Genomic DNA, 19,526 nt, shown 5'->3' with positions numbered 1-19,526 from the left:
GCACCCAACGGAAAACCTCACGCGCAAGCCGACGGCCCCCGCGTGGCCCCGTTGTCGGGGGCCAGCCCCCGAACCCCCGCGCCTCAATCGCCGGCGAGGCTGATTTTGCCCCCCGCTCCTCAAACTCCCCCAGAGGGGGCACCCCCACGAGGCTTAATCCCGGGCACCCCCACGTGGCCGAGCCAAGGCACAACCCCCCAGCCGACCGCAGGTCAGAGCGCCGCCCCGAACACCGCCCCCAACCCATACGTCACCGCCGCCGCCAGCCCACCCAGCCCAAGCTGACGGAACCCGCTGTACCACCACGACCTCGCGGTCACCCTGGCCACCAGCGCGCCGCAGGCGAAGAGCCCCAGCAGGGCCAGCAGCACCGCGGGCCACAGCGCGGTGGCGCCCAGCAGATACGGCAGCACCGGCAGCAGCGCGCCCACCGCGAAGGACCCGAAGGACGACACCGCGGCCACCGCGGGCGACGGCAGGTCGTCCGGGTCGATCCCCAGTTCCTCCCGCGCGTGGATCTCCAGCGCCTGGTCCGGGTCGCGGGACAACTGCATCGCCACCTCACGGGCGAGCGCGGGCTCCACTCCCCGGGAGACGTACAGCGCCGCCAGCTCCTCCATCTCGTCGACGGGGTGCTTGCGCAACTCGCTCCGCTCGACCTCCAGTTCCGCGAGAACCAGCTCCCGCTGGGACGCGACCGAGGTGTACTCGCCCGCCGCCATCGAGAACGCGCCCGCCGCGAGCCCGGCGAGCCCGGTGATCACCATGGTCTGCTGGGAGACCGCGCTGCCCGCGACACCGGTCATCAGCGCGAGGTTGGAGACGAGTCCGTCCATCGCGCCGAACACCGCGGGCCGCAGCCAACCACCGTTGACGTCGCGGTGCGTGTGGTTGTCGCGGTGCGCCTCGTGCAGCGGCGCGGCGGTTTCGATGATGGACACAGCTCTCCCCTTCCCCGACGCCGGAACCAACCGTTCCGACGACCTTCTCGACTTCGAAAATACGCACGACGTAAGGGGCCCGCCAGCAAGGCAGGCCGTACTTACCTGGCATCGAGCGGGTGACAGAAACGTTTCTTTGAGTCAGTTCGGGCCACCCGGGGCACAGATCACCCGACGGGGCTCGCGCGCGAAAGGGGCCGGCCATGGCGTTGGTCGCAGACACTCCGGCCGATCCGCCCGGCCCCGCGCCGCACACACCACACGCCCCACCGGCATCGCGCGCCGTATCGACACCGCACGCACCGTACGAACCACACACACCACACCCACCGAGTACGCCGCGTCCGCCGACGCTCCGGGAGCGCGCCCGCGGCGCGCTGCTGGGCCTCGCGGTGGGGGACGCGCTCGGCGCGCCCGCCGAGAATCTGCGGCCCTCGGAGATCCGCCGCCGCTGGGGCCGTATCGAGGGCTTCGTGACGGACGACCCGGCGGGCACGGACGACACCGAGTACGCCATCCTCTCGGGCCTGCTGCTGGCCCGGCACGGCTCCGCCCTGACCGTCGCCCACGTCGAACGCGCCTGGCACCACTGGATCGCGGACCTGGACGAGGGCCCCTTCCGGGGCGCGGGGTTCAGCGAGCGCGGCACGCTGGAGAACCTCCGCCGGGGGCTGGCCGCCCCCATCTCGGCGCAGCACCGGCACGCCTGGAGCGACGGGCTGGCGATGCGGGCGGCCCCGTTCGGCGTCCACGCGGCGGGCCGCCCCGAGGAGGCGGCGCGGCTGGTCGCCGTCGACGGCACGGTCAGCCATGAGGGCGAGGGGATCTACGGCGGCCAGGCGGTCGCCGCCGGGGTCGCGGCGGCGATGGCGGGGGCGGGTCCCGCCGGGGTGATCGGCGCGGCGCTCTCGGTCATCCCGATGGACTCCTGGACGGCCCGCTCGCTGCGGCGCGGGGTGATCGCCGCCCAGCGCCCCCGGGGCGACGCCCTCGCCACCGAACGGGCGTTGCGCTCCGCGGTGGTGATCGGCGGCTACCCCTGGACGGATCTGGCCCCGGAGGCGGTGGGCCTGGCCTTCGGCGCGTTCGCCGTGGCGCGCGGCGACTTCCGCACCGCGGTGCTCACCGCCGTCAACATGGGCCGCGACGCCGACACCACCGCGGCGGTCGCGGGCGCGCTGGCGGGCGCCGCCGCGGGCTGCTCCGCGATCCCCGCCGCGTGGGCCTCGGCGATCGGCCCGGTCCGGGGGAGCTGTCTCCCCGCGATGCGGGGCCGCCATGTCCTGGACGTCGCGGACCTGCTGGTCCCCGGCCCCGAGAACCCGAAAAGCCCGGGAAGCCCGGGAACGGTGTCATGAGCGCACCAGCCGACACCCGCCCGGACCCCGCCGCCCCGCCCCCCGGGTCCGTCCCGGCGCCGCCTCCCGGACCCCCGACGGACCTCCGCCGGGACACGGACGGAACGGTGGCGCGCGCCGCCGTCCGGGCCACCGCGACGCGCGACCGGCCCGACCGGGAACCGCCGTCCCGGGCCGTACGGGCCGCGCCCTCCCGCACGACGCCCGGCCCCGGCTCCCCCACCGGGCCTCGTACCGGCACGGCGGGCGAGCCGGTACGGGGTTCGGTGCGGATCGTCACCCGGCCGCCGGTCGGGGTCCGAGGCGCGGAGGGGACGCGGACCACCGCCGGTCAGGGGCGCGGCGCGACGGTGGTGCGGCCCGTCGAGGGGCTGCTGCTGGGGCTCGCGGCCGGGGACGCCGCGGGCTGGCCCGCCGCGCGGCACCGGGCCGCCCGGATGCCCGAGTGGACCCGGCGGCTCACCCGCGAGCTGGACACCTTCGCCGAGCAGAACGCCACCACCACCCTGCCGGTGCCGATCGCCCTCAACCAGCCCCCGGAGCCGCTGCGGCTCGGCCCCTCCGACGACGCCGAGTGGGCCGCGTTCGCCGCCGAGTGCGTGCTCGCCGCCGCCGGGCCGCTCTGCGCGGGGCTCTCCCCCGGCCGCAGGCTGCGCACCGCCGTCGACCTGGCGTGGAACTCGCTGGCCGCCGAGGTCGCCGCGGCCGCCGAACGCGCCCCCGAGGTGGAGTCCGCCGTTCTGCCGCTGCGCGCCCGGATCTCCGTGCGGGCCGGGCTCGGCAATCTCGCCGCGGGGCTGCGTCCGCCCGCGACCGGGCACGACAACCCGCACTACTTCGACGACGCCGCGTGTGTGCGGGCGGCCGTCCTCGCCGTCGCCCATCCGGGGGACCCCGCCGCGGCGGCCGGGCTGGCCGAGTTCGACGCCCGTTACACCCAGGACGGCGACGGGGTCCACGGCGCCCGGGCCATGGCCGCCGCCGTGGCCGCCGCGCTCGGCGGCGCCGGGGTCGACGAGGCCGTGGAGGCCGCGCTCGACCGGCTCCCCTGCGCCACGGAGATCGGGCGCAACGCCCGGCACGCCGTGGCCCTGGCCCGGGAGGCGGACGCCGCCTTCGCCCTCGTCCCCCTGCTGGAGCACCAGATCGTGGACCATGTCTACAGCTACGGCATCGCGGCGGCGGAGACCGTTCCGGTGGCGCTCGCCGTGGCCACGGCCGCCCGTGGCCGGGTCGGCGAGGCGGTGCCGACCGCCGCGTGCCTGTCCCGGGTCGCCGACTCGGCCCCCGCCCTCGCGGGGGCGCTGACCGGCGCGCTCGGCGGCGGCGGGGCCGTTCCGGCCAGTTGGCGCGAGGCGTGCCGCACTCTGCCGGGGTGTGCGCTGCCCCGGTTCGCCGGGGTGGATCTGGTGGAACTCGCCGGGCGGCTCGCAGACACGGAACTGGGCACCCCGGGTGGACAATTCCGGCATGGCGATGACAACACCAGCGAACCCGGCACTCGATGACCGGATCACGGGCAGTCTGGTCGGCGCGGCCGTCGGCGACGCCCTCGGCGGCCCGGTCGAGGGCTGGTCCCCCGAGCAGATCACGGAGCGTCACGGCGGCCCGGTCCAGGGGTTCGTGGGCCCCTGGCACGGCGAGGAGTGGCGGACGGCCCGCCCGGCCGCCCCGTACCGCAAGGGCGACGGCCGGGTCACCGACGACACCCTGATGACGCATGCGCTGATCCGGGTGTACACGGCGGTGCGCGACCATCTCGACGCGTACGCCGTGGCCGGGCACCTGGTACCGGAGCTGATGGCCGAACCCCGCTGGATTCCCGACCTCGACCGCGCCGACCTGCCGCTGCACCGGCTCTTCCTCGCCGAGAAATGGCTGGTCGCCCGGCTCCACCACGGTCATCACGACCCGCGTGAGGCGGGCGTCGGCAATATCGTCAACTGCGGTGCCGCGATGTACATGGCCCCGGTGGGGCTGGTCAACGCGGCGCATCCCGAGGCCGCCTACGCCGAGGCCCTGGACCTCACCGGGGCGCATCAGTCCTCGTACGGGCGGGAGGCGGCGGGCGTCTTCGCCGCGGCGGTCGCCGCCGCCTGCGCCCCGGGCGCCACACCGGCGTCGGTGGTGGGGACGGCGCTCGCCCTCGCCAAGGACGGGACCCGGGCGGCGATCGCCGCGGTGGCCGACGCCGCCGCCGGGCACACCGACACCGAGGCCGCCCGTCCGGCGCTGCGGGCGGCGGTCGCCCCGTTCGACTCGGTCGGCCCCGACTACCGCGCCCCGGCGCCGGACGCCCGCAGACCCTCCCGGACCCGCTCCGTCGAGGAGGTGCCCATCGCGCTGGGCATGCTGCTGGTGGGCGGCGGCGACTTCCGCCGTACGGTGCTGGGCGCGGTCAACTACGGCCGTGACTGCGACTCCACCGCCTCCATGGCGGGCGCGCTCGTGGGCGCGCTGGGCGGCGCGGACGCGGTGCCCCGGGAGTGGGCGAAGACGGTGGCGGAGGCGAGCAGGACCGATCTGCACGCCCCCGCCCGCGAACTGGCCGCCGTCGCCCGTGAGATCTTCCGCCGCGACCGGGAGCGCCGCCGCGCCCACGAGGCGGCCTTCCTCGCGCTCACGGCGGGTGGGCGATGACCGGACCGGCCGAGCCGCTGCGGCTCACCTGGGTGCAGCCCGAGGATCTGATCGGCCATGAGCTGCGGCAGGCGGCGGAGGACGGCCGGGACGCGGCAGCCGTCGCGGCGGCCTGGCGGGCGGAGGGCGGCCCGCCCCCGCCGCCGCTGGCGGGCGCGTCGCCCGCGCCCGCGCCCCCGGCCCTGCGCGCGCTCGCCCTGCGGCTCCTGGACGAACTGGCCGCCCTGCCCTCCCCGCTGGCCCCGCTGGAGCCGACCGAGCTGTCCGCCGTCCGCGCGCTCTGCCCCGACTGGCCCGCCCCGGCCCGGCGGACGGCGGAAGGCACCACGGCCCCGCAGCCCGGACCGCACCGGACCGCACCCGCCGGGAACGGCTCCGGCCCCGGCCCCGGGGCGCCGACGCAGGCCATGGAGCGGCCCGGGGCGGGGGACTCCGCTCCGGCGCCGGGCCCCGGAGCGGCCCCACGACCCGCCCCCCGGACGACGGAGGACGGCACGGCCCCACAGCCCGGACCGCACCGGCCCGCACCCACCGGGAACGGCTCCGGCCCCGCGAGCGACCCCGCGAACGGCTCCGCGCACAGCCCCGGGGGCACGGCGGCGGACGCCCCCGGCGAACGGCCCCTCCCGGCGCGCGCCCTGGCCTCCTCCCTGCCACCGGGCACGGCCTCCGGCGGCCGACAGGTCCCGGCCCCCGCCGGAGAGGTGGCCGGGGCCGGCGGCCACGTCCCGCCGGAGGGACCCGGCGCGGTACCCCCGCGCGGCGGCGGGGACACCTCGACCCCGCCCCACGGCCACCCCGTCCCCGCCGGGACGGCCACCGCCCCCGGCCCCTCGGCGCACTCCCGCACCGGAACCGCCCGGGAGGCCCACGACACCACGACCCCGCCCCATGGACACCCCGTCCCGGCCGGAGCCGATGCCCCCGGCGGGCCGGGGAACCGGGAGCACGGGCACGCGCCACCCCCGTGGGAGGGCGTCCGCGCCCCCCGCCGGACCACCACCGCCCCCCTGCCGGAACCGACCGTTCCAGGCCCGGGGCAGGTCGGCCCCCCACTCCCGGAGCAGCCACAGCCGCACCCCGGCGGCCCGCCGGGCGACCGGCCGGGCCACCGGACGGACGACGGGCCGGACGACGGGTGCGCGGGCGCCGACGGCACGGGGTGCGCGCACGGCGGCGCCGGGTACACCGCGGCCCTGCACGCCGCCTGGCTCGGCCGCGCTGTGGGCTGCCTGCTGGGCAAACCGGTGGAGAAACTGCCGCTCCAGGGCATCCGGGCGATCGGCCGGGCCACCGGGAACTGGCCCCTCACCACCTGGTTCACCGCACGCGGCCTCCCGGCGGACGTGGCGCGCGCCCACCCGTTCAACCGGCGCTCGGCCCCCACCTCGCTCGCCGAGAACATCGACGGCATGCCCGAGGACGACGACCTCGACTACCCGCTGCTGAACCTCCTTCTGCTCCAGCGGCACGGACAGGACTTCCACACCACCGACGTGGCCCGGCTCTGGCTGGACGAGCTGCCGGCGGGCCGCACCTTCACCGCCGAGCGCATCGCCTACCGCAACCTCCTCTCCGGGGTCGAACCCCCGCTGACCGCCCGGGTCCACAACCCCTTCCGGGAGTGGATCGGCGCCGCCATCCGCGCCGACGTGCACGGCTGGACCCACCCCGGCGACCCCGGCGCCGCCGCCGCGCAGGCGCACCGGGACGCCGTCCTCAGCCACACCGCGAGCGGCGTCCACGGCGCGATGTTCCTGGCCGCCGTGATCGCCTCGGCGGCGGGCGGCGGCCACGATGTGCACCGGGCCCTGGCCGAGGGCCTGCGGGTGGTGCCGCCCGGCTCACGTCTGGCCCGCGCCGTCCGCTTCGGCGTCGGCCAGGCCCGCGCCGAGACCTGCTTCGACACCGTCGTGGACCGGCTGCACACCGCCTACGGCCACTACCACTGGGTGCACACTGTCCCCAACGCCGCGCTACTGGCCGCCGCGCTCACCCATGCCGACGGGGACTTCTCCGGCTCCATCTGCCGGGCCGTCTCCGGCGGCTGGGACACCGACTCCAACGGCGCGACCGCGGGCTCGATCGCGGGGCTGCTGGCCCGGCGGCCCGACGCCCTGCCCGAACGCTGGACCGCCCCGCTGAAGAACCGCCTCGCCACCTCCGTCGCCGGATTCAGTGGAGTCGGTGGAGTCGGCTTCGACACCCTCGCCCGTCTCACCCACCGGGAGGCATGCCGCCCATGACCGCCATCGTGGTGCTCGGCAGCACCAATATGGATCTCGTCGCCCATGTCGCCCGGCCGCCCCGGCGGGGCGAGACCGTCACCGGACGGGACTTCGCCATGGTCCCCGGCGGCAAGGGCGCCAACCAGGCCGTCGCCGCCGCCCGCGCGGGCGGGGACGTCGCCATGATCGGAGCCGTCGGGTCCGACGCCTTCGGCCCGGCGCTCCGGCACACCCTGGCCGCCTCCGGCGTGGACATCGATCTGCTGCGCACGGCCGAGGGCCCCTCGGGCACCGCGCACATCGTCGTGGACGACGACGGCGGCAACGCGATCGTCGTCGTTCCCGGCGCCAACGCCACCGTCACCTCTCTCGTCCCCGGGGACGAGACCCTGATCGCCACCGCGACCACCCTTCTGCTCCAGCTCGAAATCCCGCTCCCCGCCGTCCTCGACGGGGCGCGGGCCGCGCACCGCCACGGCGTACGGACCGTGCTCACCCCCGCCCCCGCCCGTCCGCTGCCGCCCGACCTCCTCGCCGCCACCGATCTGCTCGTGCCCAACGAGCACGAGGCGGCGATCCTCACCGGGGTCGCTGAGCCCCGCGCCGCCGCCGAGACCCTGCTGCGCCAGGTCCCCGAGGTGGTGATCACCCTGGGCGCCGCGGGCTGCCTCCACGCCGTACGGGGTGCCGGGCCCCGCTCCTTCCCCGCGCCCGAGGTCACCGCCGTGGACACGACGGCGGCCGGTGACACCTTCGTCGGGGCCCTCGCCGTCGCCCTCGGCGAGGGCCTGCCCATGGACCGGGCCATCCCCTGGGCCTCGGCGGCCGCCGCGCTCAGCGTCCAGCGCCCCGGTGCCTCCACCTCCATGCCCTACCGCCCGGAGATCGACAGCGCCTCATGACTTCTCCTCCCGCCACGGCCCCCCTCCCGCCGGACCCCTCCGGGCCCGCCGCCGCCCCGGCCGCCTCGCCCCCTTCCACCGCCTCGGCCTCTTCGGCACCGTTCACCGCTCCCGCTCCCGCCGCCCTGAGCGGGCTGCGGGTCCTCGATCTGGCCACGCTCTTCGCCGGTCCGCTCGCGGCCACCCTCCTCGGCGACTTCGGCGCCGACGTCGTCAAGGTCGAGCACCCCGACCGGCCGGACCCCTCCCGGGGCCACGGTCCCGACCGGGACGGCGTCGGCCTCTGGTGGAAGCTCCTCGGCCGCAACAAGCGGACCGTCACGCTGGACCTCTCCGCCCCCGGTGGCCGGGACATCCTGCTCCGGCTGGCCGCCGGAGCCGATGTGGTGATCGAGAACTTCCGCCCCGGCACCCTGGAGCGCTGGGGGCTCGGCTGGGCCGAGCTGAGCGCCGTCAACCCCCGGCTGGTGCTGACCCGGGTCACCGGCTTCGGACAGTTCGGCCCCTACGCCCACCGGCCCGGCTTCGGCACCCTCGCCGAGGCCATGAGCGGCTTCGCCGCCGTCACCGGGGAACCCGACGGACCACCGACCCTGCCTCCCTTCGGGCTCGCCGACTCGATCGCCGCGCTCGCCACCTCCTACGCCGTCCTGACCGCCCTGGCCGCCCGCGCCGCCACCGGCCGGGGCCAGGTCGTGGACATGGCGATCATCGAGCCGATCCTCACCGTCCTCGGCCCCCAGCCGATCTGGTACGATCAGCTCGGCTATGTCCAGCCCCGCACCGGCAACCGCTCCCGCAACAACGCCCCGCGCAACACCTACCGGACCGCCGACGGCCAGTGGCTGGCCGTCTCCACCTCAGCGCAGTCCGTCGCCGAACGGGTGCTGCGACTGGTGGGACGGCCGGAGCTGGCCGAGGAGCCCTGGTTCGCCAGCGGAGCCGGGCGGGCCCGGCACACGGAGGAGCTGGACGCGGCCGTCGGCGGCTGGATTGCCCGGCGCACCCGCGCCGAGGTACTGACCGCCTTCGAGAAGGCCGAGGCCGCGGTGGCGCCCGTCTACGACATCCGCGAGGTGATGGACGATCCGCAGTACCGCGCGCTGGACACCATCACCGAGGTCGACGACCCCGAACTCGGCCCGCTCCGGATGCAGAACGTCCTCTTCCGCCTCTCCGAGACACCCGGCGCGATCCGCTGGGCGGGCCGCCCGCACGGCGCCGACACGGACGAAGTCCTGGGCGAACTCGGCCTGACCGGGGCCGATATCGCCGAACTCCGCGCCCAGGGCGCGCTGTGAACGCCCCGCTCACCTATCTCTATGCCCCCGGCGACCGGCCGGACGTGGTACTCAAAGCCCTCGCCGCGCCCGCCGACGCCGTGATCGTCGATCTGGAGGACGCCGTCGCCCCCGCCCGCCGGGCCTACGCGCTCGCGGCGACAGCCGAACTCCTCGCATCCCGCCACCGTGTACCGGTCCATGTCCGCATCAACTCCCCCGGGGACATCGCGGCGCTGACCGGTCTGCCCGGCCTCGGCGCCCTGCGTGTTCCCAAGGTCGCACACGCCACTGACATTCGCCGGATCGCCCGGCTCGCCCCCGGGGTCCCCCTCCATCCACTGCTGGAATCCGCGCTGGCCATCGAGCACGCGTACACCATCGCCACCGCGCACCCCGCCGTTCGCGGGATCTCGATCGGGGAGGCCGACCTCCGCGCCGAACTCGGTGTCCGGGACGGCTCGGCGCTGGACTGGCCGCGCTCCCGGGTGGTGGTCGCCGCCCGGGCGGCCGGGCTCCCGGCCCCGCCCCAGTCCGTCTTCCCGGACATCCGGGACCTGGACGCCCTCTTCGCCTCCTGCGCCCACGGCCGGGCCCAGGGCTTCTTCGGCCGGGCGGCCATCCACCCCCGGCAGCTCCCGGTCATCGAACGGGCCTTCCGGCCGACACCGCGGGAGATCGAGGCGGCGGAGGAGATCGTCAAGGCCGCCGCGGCGGAGGAGGGGGCGCTCGCCCTGCCCGACGGCCGTTTCGTGGACGCGGCGATCGTGGCCGCCGCCGAACACACCCTCACCCTCGCCCGCCGCGCCCCCTTCCCCTGACCCGCGCCCGGCCCGGTCCGGTCCGGTCCGCAGGGCAGCGTCCTGACTGCGCCCCCTTGCCCGTCCGATGCCCGTCCGGACGGACGACTCACCGCCTCCGGCGGCCCCATGGCGCCCGGGGCAGGACCCGCGTACCGCCGCTCACGGCCCCGGAGACGCACGAAGGCCGCCCGACCCCTGGAGAGGGGCCCGGCGGCCTTCGGCGCGTCCGCGGGAGGGCTCAGCCCTTCTGGGCCGGGCCCGCGCCGGACGGTGCGCCGACGTCGGTGCCCGTGTCGGAGGCGGAGGCGGAGGCGGCCTCGGTGGCGGAGTCCCCCGCCTTCCCGGTGGTGGCCTTCTCCGTCGCGGCGGCGCCGGCGGCACCCTCCGCCGGGGTCGCGCCCGGGCGCTCCGGCTCCACGGTCTCCTCCCGGCCCGGCCGCAGCCGCGCGGAGACGACGATGTAGATGACGGCGAGGACGAAGACGACGATCGAGGTCCAGACGTTGAGCCGCAGCCCCAGCACCTCGTGGGCCTCGTCCACCCGCATGTACTCGATCCAGCCGCGGCCCGCGCAGTAGCCCGCGACATAGAGCGCGAAGGCCCGGCCGTGGCCCAGCCGGAAGCGGCGGTCGGCCCAGATCACCAGCAGGGCCACGCCGACGCACCACAGCGACTCGTACAGGAAGGTCGGGTGGTAGAGCCCGGCCTCCCGGTTCGGGCCCTCGCTGATCTCCAGCGCCCAGGGCAGATCCGTCGGCTTGCCGTACAGCTCCTGGTTGAACCAGTTGCCCCAGCGGCCGATGGCCTGGGCGATGGCGATGCCCGGCGCCACGGCGTCCGCCCACGCGGGCAGCGGGATGCCCCGGCGGCGGCAGCCGATCCACGCCCCGAGCGCGCCGAAGGCGATGGCGCCCCAGATGCCCAGGCCGCCCTCCCAGATCTTGAAGGCGTCGACCCAGTTCTCACCCTCGCTGAAGTACAGCTGATAGTCGGTGATCACGTGGTAGAGCCGACCGCCGACCAGGCCGAAGGGCACCGCCCAGACGGCGATGTCGGCCACGGTGCCGGCCTTGCCGCCACGAGCGACCCAGCGCTTGTTGCCGTACCAGACGGCTACGAAGACACCGATGATGATGCAGAACGCGTAGCCGCGCAGCGGAAGCGGTCCAAGATGGATCACTCCGGTCGACGGGCTGGGAATGTAGGCAATATCCATGGCACCGTCGACGCTACCCTGCCGCACGGCGGACCGGGCAACCCACCCGCGCAACGTCTGGGTAACGGGCCCCGCCGCCCGGCGGACTCCGGAAGCGGTCCGAGCGGCAGGAGCGGACCGGAGGCTACGGCGCTCCGGGGTCCATGAGCGCCGCCGGGGCGGATGCCGTACCCGCGCCGGGAACCGGAGCCGTACCGGGGGCCGGGGCCGAGGAGGGCGCCGAGGCCGACGGGGGTGCCGACGCCGCGGACGGCGGCACGGCCGCCGCGGCGGGCGGGGCCGGGGAGGCGGAACCGGGCGGGGCGGCCGCCGGGGAACGGGTGCCGGGCTTCTTGCCCTGGTTGGCCTCGGTCACCCACTTCTTCAGGTTCTCGACGGAGATCTGCTCACCGCCCTTGTCGGGGAAGATCGACTGGCCGTTGAGCAGAACCGTGGGCGTGCCCCGGAAGCCTCCCTCGGAGAACGCCTTGTTCGACTCGGTGACCCAGGAGTCGTGCTTGCCGTCCTCCACACAGCCGCGGAACGCCGGGGTGTCCAGCCCGGGCACCTTGCCCGCCAGCTCGATCAGCCTGCCGTTGTTGCCGAAGGCGTCGTCCGTCTCCGCCGGCTGGTTCTGGAAGAGCACATCGTGGTACGGGTCGAACTTCCCGGCGTCCTGGGCGCACGCCGCCGCGTTGGCCGCGCGCAGCGAGCCGCTGCCGCCCATGTTCCCGTCGATGATCGTGGCGAGGCGGTACTCGGCCCGGATGTCGCCGCTCTTCTCCAGGTCGTGGATGGTGTCCCGGAAGATGTTCTCGAACTGGGCGCAGACCGGGCAGCGGAAGTCCTCCCAGATGGTGAGGGTGGAGGGCGCGTCCTCGGTGCCGACCGGGATGGCCAGCTCCTTCTCCCCCACGGCGCCGACGGGCGGCACGGTGGGACCGGACTGCGCGGTCTTGTCCTTCGAGGAGTCCGTGTTCGCGGCGATCACGCCGACGATCGCCGCGAGCCCGAGGACCGCCACCACCGCCGAGGAGATGATCAGCACCCTGCGGCGGCGTTCCTGGGCCTTCTCCCGCTCGCGCTCCCGCTGAATCCGCTCCCGGGCGGTCCCCTTCCGGGGCTGCCCCGGAGACGGCTGCGGGGTGCTGTTGCTCTCGTTGCTGTCGTTCCTGTCGTTCACACCCCGCAAACGAACCGGGGAGGCGCCAGCGCGCCTCCCCGGTCCCACTTCCACCCGTACGAGCGATCAGGGTGCGATCGCGCGCGGACGGCGCACGGCGGGGCGCCCGCGCGCCCCTCAAGCGGCCCGGCGGCCGCCTCCCGGCAATCGTCCGCGCGTCAGCCGTCCGTCAGCCGTCCGCGCGGCGGCCGGAACCGGCGCGGACCCCGGCGGCCAGCTCGGCGGCCAGCTCACGCACGGCCGTGACCCCCGCTGCGGCGTCGGGGGCGTCCAGGATGCGCTTGACGAAGGCGGAGCCGACGATCACCCCGTCGGCGAAGGAGGCGACCTGGGCCGCCTGCCCGGCGTTGGACACCCCGAGCCCTACGCAGACCGGCAGCCCGGTGGTGGTGCGGGTGCGTTCGACGAGGTCCTGGGCCTGGGCGCCGACGCTCTCCCGGGTGCCGGTGACGCCCATCAGCGAGGCGGCGTAGACAAAGCCGGAGCCCGCGGCGGCGATGGTGCCGATCCGCTCGGTCCTGCTGCTGGGCGCGACGACGAAGACGGTCGCCAGACCGTGCTTCTCCGCGTGCTCACGCCAGCTGGCGGACTCCTCGACCGGCAGGTCGGGCAGGATGCACCCGGCGCCGCCCGCCTCGGCCAGCTCGGCCGTGAACCGCTCGACGCCATAGCGGTCGATGGGGTTCCAGTACGTCATCACCAGCACCGGCTTGCCGGTGGCGGCGTGCGCCTCGCGGACCGTGCGCATGACGTCGGCGATCCGCACCCCGCCCCGCAGGGCGATGTCGTCGGCGGTCTGGATGACCGGCCCGTCGAGAACCGGATCGCTGTGCGGCAGCCCGACCTCGACGATGTCGGCGCCGCCCGCCAGGACCGCCGTGATCGCCTCGATCCCGCCGTCGACCGTGGGGAACCCGGCCGGGAGATAGGCGATGAGCGCGGCGCGCCCCTCGGCCTTCGCCGCCGCGAGGGTCTCGTTCAGCAGGGCCAGCTTCCCGCTCACTTGGCGTCCTCCCCGTCGTACAGCCCGAAGTAGCGGGCGGCGGTGTCCATGTCCTTGTCGCCCCGGCCGGACAGATTGACGACGATCAGGCCGTCCTTGCCCAGCTCCCGGCCCAGTTCCAGGGCCCCGGCGAGCGCGTGCGCCGACTCGATCGCCGGAATGATGCCCTCCGTGCGCGAGAGCAGCCGCAGCGCCTGCATGGCCGCCTCATCGGTGACCGCGCGGTACTCGGCCCGTCCGATGTCCTTGAGGTACGAGTGCTCCGGGCCGATGCCGGGGTAGTCGAGCCCGGCGGAGATCGAGTACGGCTCGGTGATCTGGCCCTCGTCGTCCTGGAGGACGTACGAGCGCGAACCGTGCAGCACGCCGGGCTCCCCCGCGGTCAGGGTGGCCGCGTGCTCGCCCGTCTCCAGGCCGTGGCCGCCGGGCTCGCAGCCGACGAGCCGCACGGAGGTGTCCGGCAGGAAGGCGTGGAAGAGTCCGATGGCGTTGGAGCCGCCGCCGACACAGGCGACGGCCGCGTCCGGCAGCCGTCCGGCCCGCTCCAGGAGCTGGCGGCGCGCCTCGACCCCGATGACCCGGTGGAAGTCGCGGACCATGGCCGGGAAGGGGTGCGGACCGGCGACGGTGCCGAAGAGGTAGTGGGTGTGGTCGACGTTGGCGACCCAGTCGCGGAACGCCTCGTTGATGGCGTCCTTGAGGGTGCGGCTGCCGGACTTCACGGGGATGACCTCGGCGCCGAGCATCCGCATCCGGGCGACGTTGAGCGCCTGCCGCTGGGTGTCGACCTCCCCCATGTAGATGGTGCAGTCGAGTCCGAAGAGGGCGCAGGCGGTCGCGGTGGCGACGCCGTGCTGGCCCGCGCCGGTCTCGGCGATCACCCGGGTCTTGCCCATGCGCCGGGTGAGCAGCGCCTGGCCCAGCACGTTGTTGATCTTGTGCGAGCCGGTGTGGTTGAGGTCCTCCCGCTTGAGGAAGATCCGCGCCATGCCCGCGTGCTCGGCGAACCGGGGCACCTCGGTCAGGGCGCTGGGCCTGCCGGTGTAGTTGACCAGCAGATCCGTCAGCTCGGCGGTGAAGGCGGGGTCGGCCTTGGCCTTGTCGTACTCGACGGCGACCTCGTCGACCGCGGCGACCAGCGCCTCGGGGATGAACTTGCCGCCGTAGTCACCGAAGTAACCCGCGGCGCTGGGCACCGCGCCCTCGGGGTCCGGGATGAAGAAGTCGAAAGACATCCGTTGTACTCCTCGCAGGGGCTCGGCGGCCCCTGAACGTTCCGTTGTGCACAGGACGGGACGAATGGCGAACGCGTACAGCGGGCCCGCGCCGTCCGCGCCACCGCCCGCCGACCGGCGGAGGCACCCGTACGGCGGGAACGCCGGGGGCACCCCCGTACGGCACCCACGGGGGACAGACACGGAAGACAGGGCTCCGGTCGCGGCCGGACCACCGTTCCGCGGGGAGACGGGGTGCCGGGCGCGCGCGGGGCGGCGGCAGCGGCGCCCGCTCAGGGGAGCGGCGCCGGCCGGGGCCTCAGCGGTACGCGGAGCCGGGCCGCCATCGCATGCCGTTGACCTGGCCGGGCTCCGAGCCGATCACATAGCGGACGCGCCGCCCGTGCACCCGGCGGGCGGGCGCGCGGCAGCCGCGGGGGCGGCAGCCACGGGCCAGCCCCGCATACGCGTCACCGGAGGCCGGGCGCGTACGGCGCGGGGAGGGGGCGGCGGCGGTCACAGCGGCTCAGTTCCGTCCGTGGCGCAGCGCCGGGTGGGCCCCGGCGGCGACCAGGTCGGCCACGGCCGTCCTGGGGTCACGCCCGGTGACCAGGGACTCTCCGACGAGGACCGCGTCGGCGCCCGCGTTGGCGTAGGCGATCAGATCGTGCGGGCCGCGCACCCCGGATTCGGCGATCTTGACGATCCCGGCGGGGATGTCCTCGGCGACCCGTTCAAAGGTGGAACGGTCCACCTCCAGGGTCTTGAGGTTGCGCGCGTTCACCCCGATGATCCGGGCGCCCGCGGCCACGGCGCGCTCGATCTCCTCCTCGTCGTGGACCTCGACCAGGGGCGTGAGACCGATCGACTCGGCCCGCTCGATCAGCGAGACCAGGGCCTCCTGCTCCAGGGCGGCGACGATCAGCAGCACCAGGTCGGCGCCGTACGCGCGGGCCTCCCAGAGCTGGTACGCGGTGACGATGAAGTCCTTGCGCAGCACGGGGATGTCCACCCGGGCGCGCACGGCCTCCAGGTCGGCGAGCGAGCCGCCGAAGCGGCGCTCCTCGGTCAGGACGGAGATGACGGCCGCGCCGCCCGCCTCGTAGTCGGCCGCGAGACCGGCCGGGTCGGCGATCGCGGCGAGCGCGCCCTTGGAGGGGCTGGAGCGCTTCACCTCGCAGATCACCTGAACGCCTTCGCCCCGGAGCGCTGCCGCACCGTCCTTGGCCGCGGGGGCCTTGGCGGCGCGCTCCTTGAGCTCGTCGAGGCTGACGCGTGCCTGCCGTTCCGCGAGGTCGGCGCGCACGCCTTCGATGATCTCGTCGAGCACACTCACCCGAGCGGCCCCCTTTCGGCACGTTTGGTGGTTCAGGATCAACCAAGGTCGATGGTATCCGGAGCCGGTCCCGGGCTCCGCATCCGGTCGGCGGCCGTCCCACGGAATGGACCACTCCGTGGACGGTCCGTCGCTCTGGGCCCACCTGGAATGGCCTGCTCAGGGAGCCAGCGCGGCGCCGGAGGGCAGATTGCGCACCACCGAGAACACCAGCATCACCCCGCCGAGCGACCACCACCACACCGGCGCGAGGGGCCGCGGCGGCGGCCGGTCCCGTACGGCCCGCGTCAGCCATGCCGTCCAGACGGCGGCGAGGACGGCGTAGGCGAGGACGGCCAGCGCGTTGGCGCCGAGGGCGGCGGACAGATCGCCGTGGACGACGGCGTGGGCGCTGCGCAGCCCGCCGCAGCCCGGACAGTACAGACCGGTGAGGTTCAGCAGCGGGCAGACGGGGTAGTGGCCCGGCTCGTTCGGGTCGACGGCGCCGACGTAGGCGAAGGCGGCGGTCGCGGCGGCGAGGGCGCCCAGGGGCGCGGCGAGCCGCCGGGCGAGGGGCCGCGGCGCGGCGGCGGCTGAGGGGGTCGGGGCGTCCACGCGGCGATTCTCCCCCGGGAACGCGAAGAGGCGCAGCCCGGCCGTGCCGGTCCCGCGCCTCGTGTCCGCTGCCGCCCGGGGCCGGGCGGAGGGGTTCAGGACCGCGCCGCCAGGGTTTCCGCGGTCTTGGCGCGGGCCGCCTCCGTGGCCTTCTCGCGGGCTTCGAGCTGCTCAGCCGACTGCTTGGGCACCCCGAGCCCGGCGGCCTTCATACCGAGGCCGACGACCCCGCCGAGGAGGACGACCGCGATACCGGCCCAGAAGCCGGGGGGGTTGGCGGCGACCATGAAGACGCCGGCGATGCAGAAGCCGACGAAGGAGATGCAGACGCCGGTCCAGGCGGCCGGGGTGTGTCCGTGGGCGGAGGCCGACATGAGTTGCTCCTCGTTGATGATGCTCTGCTGGTGCTCGGTGGCGGGTACGGCTCCGCACGGGAGGCCGTGGACCCGGGTGAGCCCCGGCGTGGACCCGGGCTCTGATCCATTGTTCCGTACGCGGTCGGCCCGCACGCGTCCGGGGGCACGGCGAACGTCTCCGGCATGTCGGCCCCGCCGGGTCCGCGGCGGGGGCTCTTCCGCCGCCGGTCGGCCGGTGGCGGAAGGGGCCGGGGCTCAGCCCGTGGGGTCCTCGCCCCGGTCCAGCGCCTTCCACAGGTCCTCGGGCCGGTCCGGGTCGACGGGGGCGGGGCGGCGGGCGCGCGGGGTGCCGTCACGCTCGTAGCGGCCGGACATGGCGGGCCAGTACTTGCCGTGGCGCAGCGCGAGCAGACCGGCGAGCAGGAGCAGCAGGGCGCCCGCCGCGCTCACATAGGGCCAGGCCGTATGGGTGAGCCCGGCGACCTCGGCGGAGAGGTCGCCGGTGGTCCGGGCGGCCTTCTCGTCCAGGGTGCCGCCACCGGCGGTGGCGAGGAGGGCGGCGGCACCCGCTCCGGCGCCGCTCAGGGCGAGCACGGCGGAGACGAGGACCCGGCCGGTACCCCGGACCGCGAAGACGGCGACGAGCGCGGCGAGGGAGACGACCGCGAGGGCGGTGGGCAGACCGGTGACCTCGCTGCCGTCGGCTTCGAGCGGCAGGGCGCCGCCGACGACGGCGGCCTTGCCCTCCGCCCAGGTCTGCTTGGCGGTGAGCAGGACGACGGCGGCGCCGGCGGCGCCGAGCAGCAGGGCCGCGGCGAGGCTCCGGCGCGCGCTCGTCACGGCCGCCGCCGGGGCCTCGGCGTCGGTGGCACGGGGCTGGGGTACGGGTACGGCACTCACGCACCCCACTATCCCCTACCGGGGTGGGGCACCGGTCGGCCGCCCCGCCCCGGGGCCCTCGGGGCGCGGCGGGCCGGGCCCTCAGAGCGCGGCGAGCCGGTTCGCGGTGTGGACGGCCCGGAGCACCGCCGCGGCTTTGTTGCGGCACTCGGTGTCCTCGGACACGGGGTCGGAGTCGGCCACCACACCCGCTCCGGCCTGCACAAACGCCGTTCCGTCGCGGAGCAGCGCGGTCCGGATGGCGATCGCGGTGTCGGAGTTCCCCGCGAAGTCGAGATAGCCGACGCAGCCGCCGTACAGCCCGCGGCGGGCGGGCTCCAGCTCGTCGATGATCTGCATGGCGCGGGGCTTGGGCGCCCCGGAGAGGGTCCCGGCGGGGAAGCAGGCGGTGAGCACGTCGAAGGCCGTGCGTCCGGGGGCGACCCGGCCCGTGACAGTGGAGACGATGTGCATCACATGGGAGTAGCGCTCGACGGACATGAAGTCGACCACTTCCACGCTGCCGGGCTCGCAGACCCGGCCGAGGTCGTTGCGGCCGAGGTCGACGAGCATCAGATGCTCGGCGCGCTCCTTGGGGTCGGCGAGGAGTTCGTCGGCGAGGGCCTGGTCCTGCTGCGGGGTGGCACCGCGGGGGCGGGTCCCGGCGATGGGGTGGACCATGGCCCGGCCGTCCTCGACCTTGACCAGGGCCTCGGGGCTGGAGCCGACGACGTCGAAGCCGTCGAAGCGGAAGAGGTACATGTAGGGGCTGGGGTTGGTGGCCCGCAGCACCCGGTAGACGTCCAGGGCGCTCGCCGTGCAGTCGGTCTCGAACCGCTGCGAGGGCACCACCTGGAAGGCTTCCCCGGCCCTGATCCGCTCCTTGATGTCCTCGACGGCCTCCTGGTACTGCTCGCCGCCCCAGCGGGCGGTGAACGCGGGCAGTTCGGAGGCGGGCAGGGCGGTCGGCGCGGAGTGCAGGGGGCGGCCGAGGTCGGCCTCCATGGCGTCGAGGCGGGCGACGGCGTCGGCCCAGGCGTCGTCGACGCCGGTGGCGAGGTCGTTGTGGTTGATCGCGTTGGCGATCAGCAGCACGGTGCCGTCCCAGTGGTCGAGCACCGCGAGATCCGAGGTCAGCAGCATGGTCAGCTCGGGCAGCCGCAGGTCGTCGCGGTCGCCGGGGCCGATCTTCTCCAGCCTGCGGACGATGTCGTAGCCGAGGTAGCCGACCATGCCGCCGGTGAAGGGCGGCAGGCCGTGCGCCGGGTGGTCGCCCTCGGCCGCGGGGACGGGGGTGTGCAGGGCCTCCACGGTGGCGCGCAGCGCGGCGAGCGGGTCGCCCTCGGTGGGCACGCCGACGGGCGGGGTGCCCAGCCAGTGCGCCCGGCCGTCCCGCTCGGTGAGGGTCGCGGCGCTGCGTACGCCGATGAAGGAGTACCGGGACCACGAGCGCCCGTTCTCCGCCGACTCCAGGAGGAAGGTGCCGGGGCGTTCCGCCGCGAGCCTGCGGTAGAGCGCGACCGGGGTGTCGCCGTCGGCGAGCAGCCTGCGGGTGACGGGGATGACGCGGCGGTCGGCGGCGAGCGCGCGGAAGGTCTCCAGGTCCATGGCGCC

General features: G+C 75.6%; 18 protein-coding genes. 7 read left to right on the top strand and 11 right to left on the bottom strand.

The window, feature by feature from the left end; all coding sequences use genetic code 11:
• Positions 1 to 212 precede the first annotated feature (212 nt).
• On the bottom strand, positions 213 to 941 hold the full coding sequence (locus CRV15_RS22145) for a VIT1/CCC1 transporter family protein (protein ID WP_009995853.1): 729 nt from the start codon (positions 939 to 941) through the stop codon (positions 213 to 215).
• Positions 942 to 1,144: 203 nt separating this feature from the next.
• Here CRV15_RS22145 and CRV15_RS22140 point away from each other — a divergent pair, with 203 nt between their 5' ends.
• The 7 genes from CRV15_RS22140 to CRV15_RS22105 all read left to right on the top strand — a co-directional run bounded on the left by CRV15_RS22140 (position 1,145) and on the right by CRV15_RS22105 (position 10,170).
• Positions 1,145 to 2,299 carry an ADP-ribosylglycohydrolase family protein gene (locus tag CRV15_RS22140; protein ID WP_003960131.1) on the top strand — a complete coding sequence of 385 codons (1,155 nt, stop codon included), beginning with the start codon at positions 1,145 to 1,147 and terminating at the stop codon, positions 2,297 to 2,299.
• Positions 2,296 to 3,807 carry an ADP-ribosylglycohydrolase family protein gene (locus CRV15_RS22135; RefSeq protein ID WP_009995856.1) on the top strand — a complete coding sequence of 504 codons (1,512 nt, stop codon included), beginning with the start codon at positions 2,296 to 2,298 and terminating at the stop codon, positions 3,805 to 3,807. Before CRV15_RS22140 ends, CRV15_RS22135 begins: the two co-directional genes overlap by 4 nt.
• On the top strand, positions 3,776 to 4,939 hold the full coding sequence (locus CRV15_RS22130) for an ADP-ribosylglycohydrolase family protein (protein ID WP_003960133.1): 1,164 nt from the start codon (positions 3,776 to 3,778) through the stop codon (positions 4,937 to 4,939). The genes CRV15_RS22135 and CRV15_RS22130 overlap by 32 nt, the downstream gene beginning before the upstream one ends.
• 704 nt (positions 4,940 to 5,643) lie before the next feature.
• Complete coding sequence (locus CRV15_RS36835; protein WP_372461442.1) at positions 5,644 to 7,185, top strand: ADP-ribosylglycohydrolase family protein; 1,542 nt, start codon at positions 5,644 to 5,646, stop codon at positions 7,183 to 7,185.
• Positions 7,182 to 8,069, top strand: a complete 888-nt coding sequence (gene rbsK / locus CRV15_RS22115; protein WP_003960136.1) for a ribokinase — start codon at positions 7,182 to 7,184, stop codon at positions 8,067 to 8,069. The genes CRV15_RS36835 and rbsK overlap by 4 nt, the downstream gene beginning before the upstream one ends.
• Positions 8,066 to 9,370, top strand: a complete 1,305-nt coding sequence (locus tag CRV15_RS22110; protein WP_003960137.1) for a CaiB/BaiF CoA transferase family protein — start codon at positions 8,066 to 8,068, stop codon at positions 9,368 to 9,370. Before rbsK ends, CRV15_RS22110 begins: the two co-directional genes overlap by 4 nt.
• Entirely contained in the window at positions 9,367 to 10,170 is an 804-nt protein-coding gene (locus tag CRV15_RS22105) for an HpcH/HpaI aldolase/citrate lyase family protein (protein WP_003960138.1), read from the top strand. The genes CRV15_RS22110 and CRV15_RS22105 overlap by 4 nt, the downstream gene beginning before the upstream one ends.
• Positions 10,171 to 10,390: 220 nt before the next feature.
• Here CRV15_RS22105 and lgt read toward each other — a convergent pair whose 3' ends face one another.
• The 10 genes from lgt to CRV15_RS22055 all read right to left on the bottom strand — a co-directional run bounded on the left by lgt (position 10,391) and on the right by CRV15_RS22055 (position 19,520).
• A complete protein-coding gene (gene lgt / locus CRV15_RS22100; protein WP_003960139.1) occupies positions 10,391 to 11,368 on the bottom strand; it encodes a prolipoprotein diacylglyceryl transferase in 978 nt (325 codons plus the stop codon).
• Between the two features lie 124 nt (positions 11,369 to 11,492).
• A complete protein-coding gene (locus tag CRV15_RS22095) occupies positions 11,493 to 12,530 on the bottom strand; it encodes a DsbA family protein (RefSeq protein WP_003960140.1) in 1,038 nt (345 codons plus the stop codon).
• A gap of 169 nt (positions 12,531 to 12,699) precedes the next feature.
• Positions 12,700 to 13,533: a tryptophan synthase subunit alpha gene (gene trpA / locus CRV15_RS22090; protein ID WP_003960142.1), complete on the bottom strand. Its 834-nt coding sequence runs from the start codon at positions 13,531 to 13,533 to the stop codon at positions 12,700 to 12,702.
• The gene (trpB, locus tag CRV15_RS22085) at positions 13,530 to 14,768 is read right to left on the bottom strand and encodes a tryptophan synthase subunit beta (protein ID WP_003960143.1); all 1,239 of its coding nucleotides are present in this window, start codon (positions 14,766 to 14,768) and stop codon (positions 13,530 to 13,532) included. Before trpB ends, trpA begins: the two co-directional genes overlap by 4 nt.
• A 298-nt stretch (positions 14,769 to 15,066) precedes the next feature.
• Positions 15,067 to 15,267, bottom strand: coding sequence for a tryptophan biosynthesis modulator TrpM (trpM, locus tag CRV15_RS22080; protein ID WP_003960144.1), 201 nt, complete (start codon positions 15,265 to 15,267; stop codon positions 15,067 to 15,069).
• A 6-nt stretch (positions 15,268 to 15,273) separates the two neighbouring features.
• Positions 15,274 to 16,083: an indole-3-glycerol phosphate synthase TrpC gene (trpC, locus tag CRV15_RS22075; protein ID WP_009995864.1), complete on the bottom strand. Its 810-nt coding sequence runs from the start codon at positions 16,081 to 16,083 to the stop codon at positions 15,274 to 15,276.
• A gap of 159 nt (positions 16,084 to 16,242) precedes the next feature.
• Positions 16,243 to 16,677, bottom strand: a complete 435-nt coding sequence (locus tag CRV15_RS22070; protein WP_003960146.1) for a DUF2752 domain-containing protein — start codon at positions 16,675 to 16,677, stop codon at positions 16,243 to 16,245.
• Positions 16,678 to 16,772: 95 nt separating this feature from the next.
• The gene (locus CRV15_RS22065) at positions 16,773 to 17,051 is read right to left on the bottom strand and encodes an HGxxPAAW family protein (RefSeq protein ID WP_029182886.1); all 279 of its coding nucleotides are present in this window, start codon (positions 17,049 to 17,051) and stop codon (positions 16,773 to 16,775) included.
• Between the two features lie 237 nt (positions 17,052 to 17,288).
• The gene (locus tag CRV15_RS22060; RefSeq protein WP_003960148.1) at positions 17,289 to 17,942 is read right to left on the bottom strand and encodes a TIGR02234 family membrane protein; all 654 of its coding nucleotides are present in this window, start codon (positions 17,940 to 17,942) and stop codon (positions 17,289 to 17,291) included.
• A gap of 72 nt (positions 17,943 to 18,014) precedes the next feature.
• The gene (locus tag CRV15_RS22055) at positions 18,015 to 19,520 is read right to left on the bottom strand and encodes an anthranilate synthase component I (protein WP_003960149.1); all 1,506 of its coding nucleotides are present in this window, start codon (positions 19,518 to 19,520) and stop codon (positions 18,015 to 18,017) included.
• Positions 19,521 to 19,526: the final 6 nt, after the last annotated feature.

This window comes from Streptomyces clavuligerus (assembly GCF_005519465.1).
In the GTDB taxonomy this organism is placed as follows: domain Bacteria; phylum Actinomycetota; class Actinomycetes; order Streptomycetales; family Streptomycetaceae; genus Streptomyces; species Streptomyces clavuligerus.
This window is presented reverse-complemented; position numbering and strand designations above follow the sequence as displayed.

Coding starts and splice junctions, on each gene's coding strand:
- CRV15_RS22140 (WP_003960131.1), top strand. CDS start 1,145: ATGGCGTTGGTCGCAGACACTCCGGCCGATCCGCCCGGCCCCGCGCCG.
- CRV15_RS22135 (WP_009995856.1), top strand. CDS start 2,296: ATGAGCGCACCAGCCGACACCCGCCCGGACCCCGCCGCCCCGCCCCCC.
- CRV15_RS22130 (WP_003960133.1), top strand. CDS start 3,776: ATGACAACACCAGCGAACCCGGCACTCGATGACCGGATCACGGGCAGT.
- rbsK (WP_003960136.1), top strand. CDS start 7,182: ATGACCGCCATCGTGGTGCTCGGCAGCACCAATATGGATCTCGTCGCC.
- CRV15_RS22110 (WP_003960137.1), top strand. CDS start 8,066: ATGACTTCTCCTCCCGCCACGGCCCCCCTCCCGCCGGACCCCTCCGGG.
- lgt (WP_003960139.1), bottom strand. CDS start 11,368: ATGGATATTGCCTACATTCCCAGCCCGTCGACCGGAGTGATCCATCTT.
- trpB (WP_003960143.1), bottom strand. CDS start 14,768: ATGTCTTTCGACTTCTTCATCCCGGACCCCGAGGGCGCGGTGCCCAGC.
- CRV15_RS22065 (WP_029182886.1), bottom strand. CDS start 17,051: ATGTCGGCCTCCGCCCACGGACACACCCCGGCCGCCTGGACCGGCGTC.
- CRV15_RS22055 (WP_003960149.1), bottom strand. CDS start 19,520: ATGGACCTGGAGACCTTCCGCGCGCTCGCCGCCGACCGCCGCGTCATC.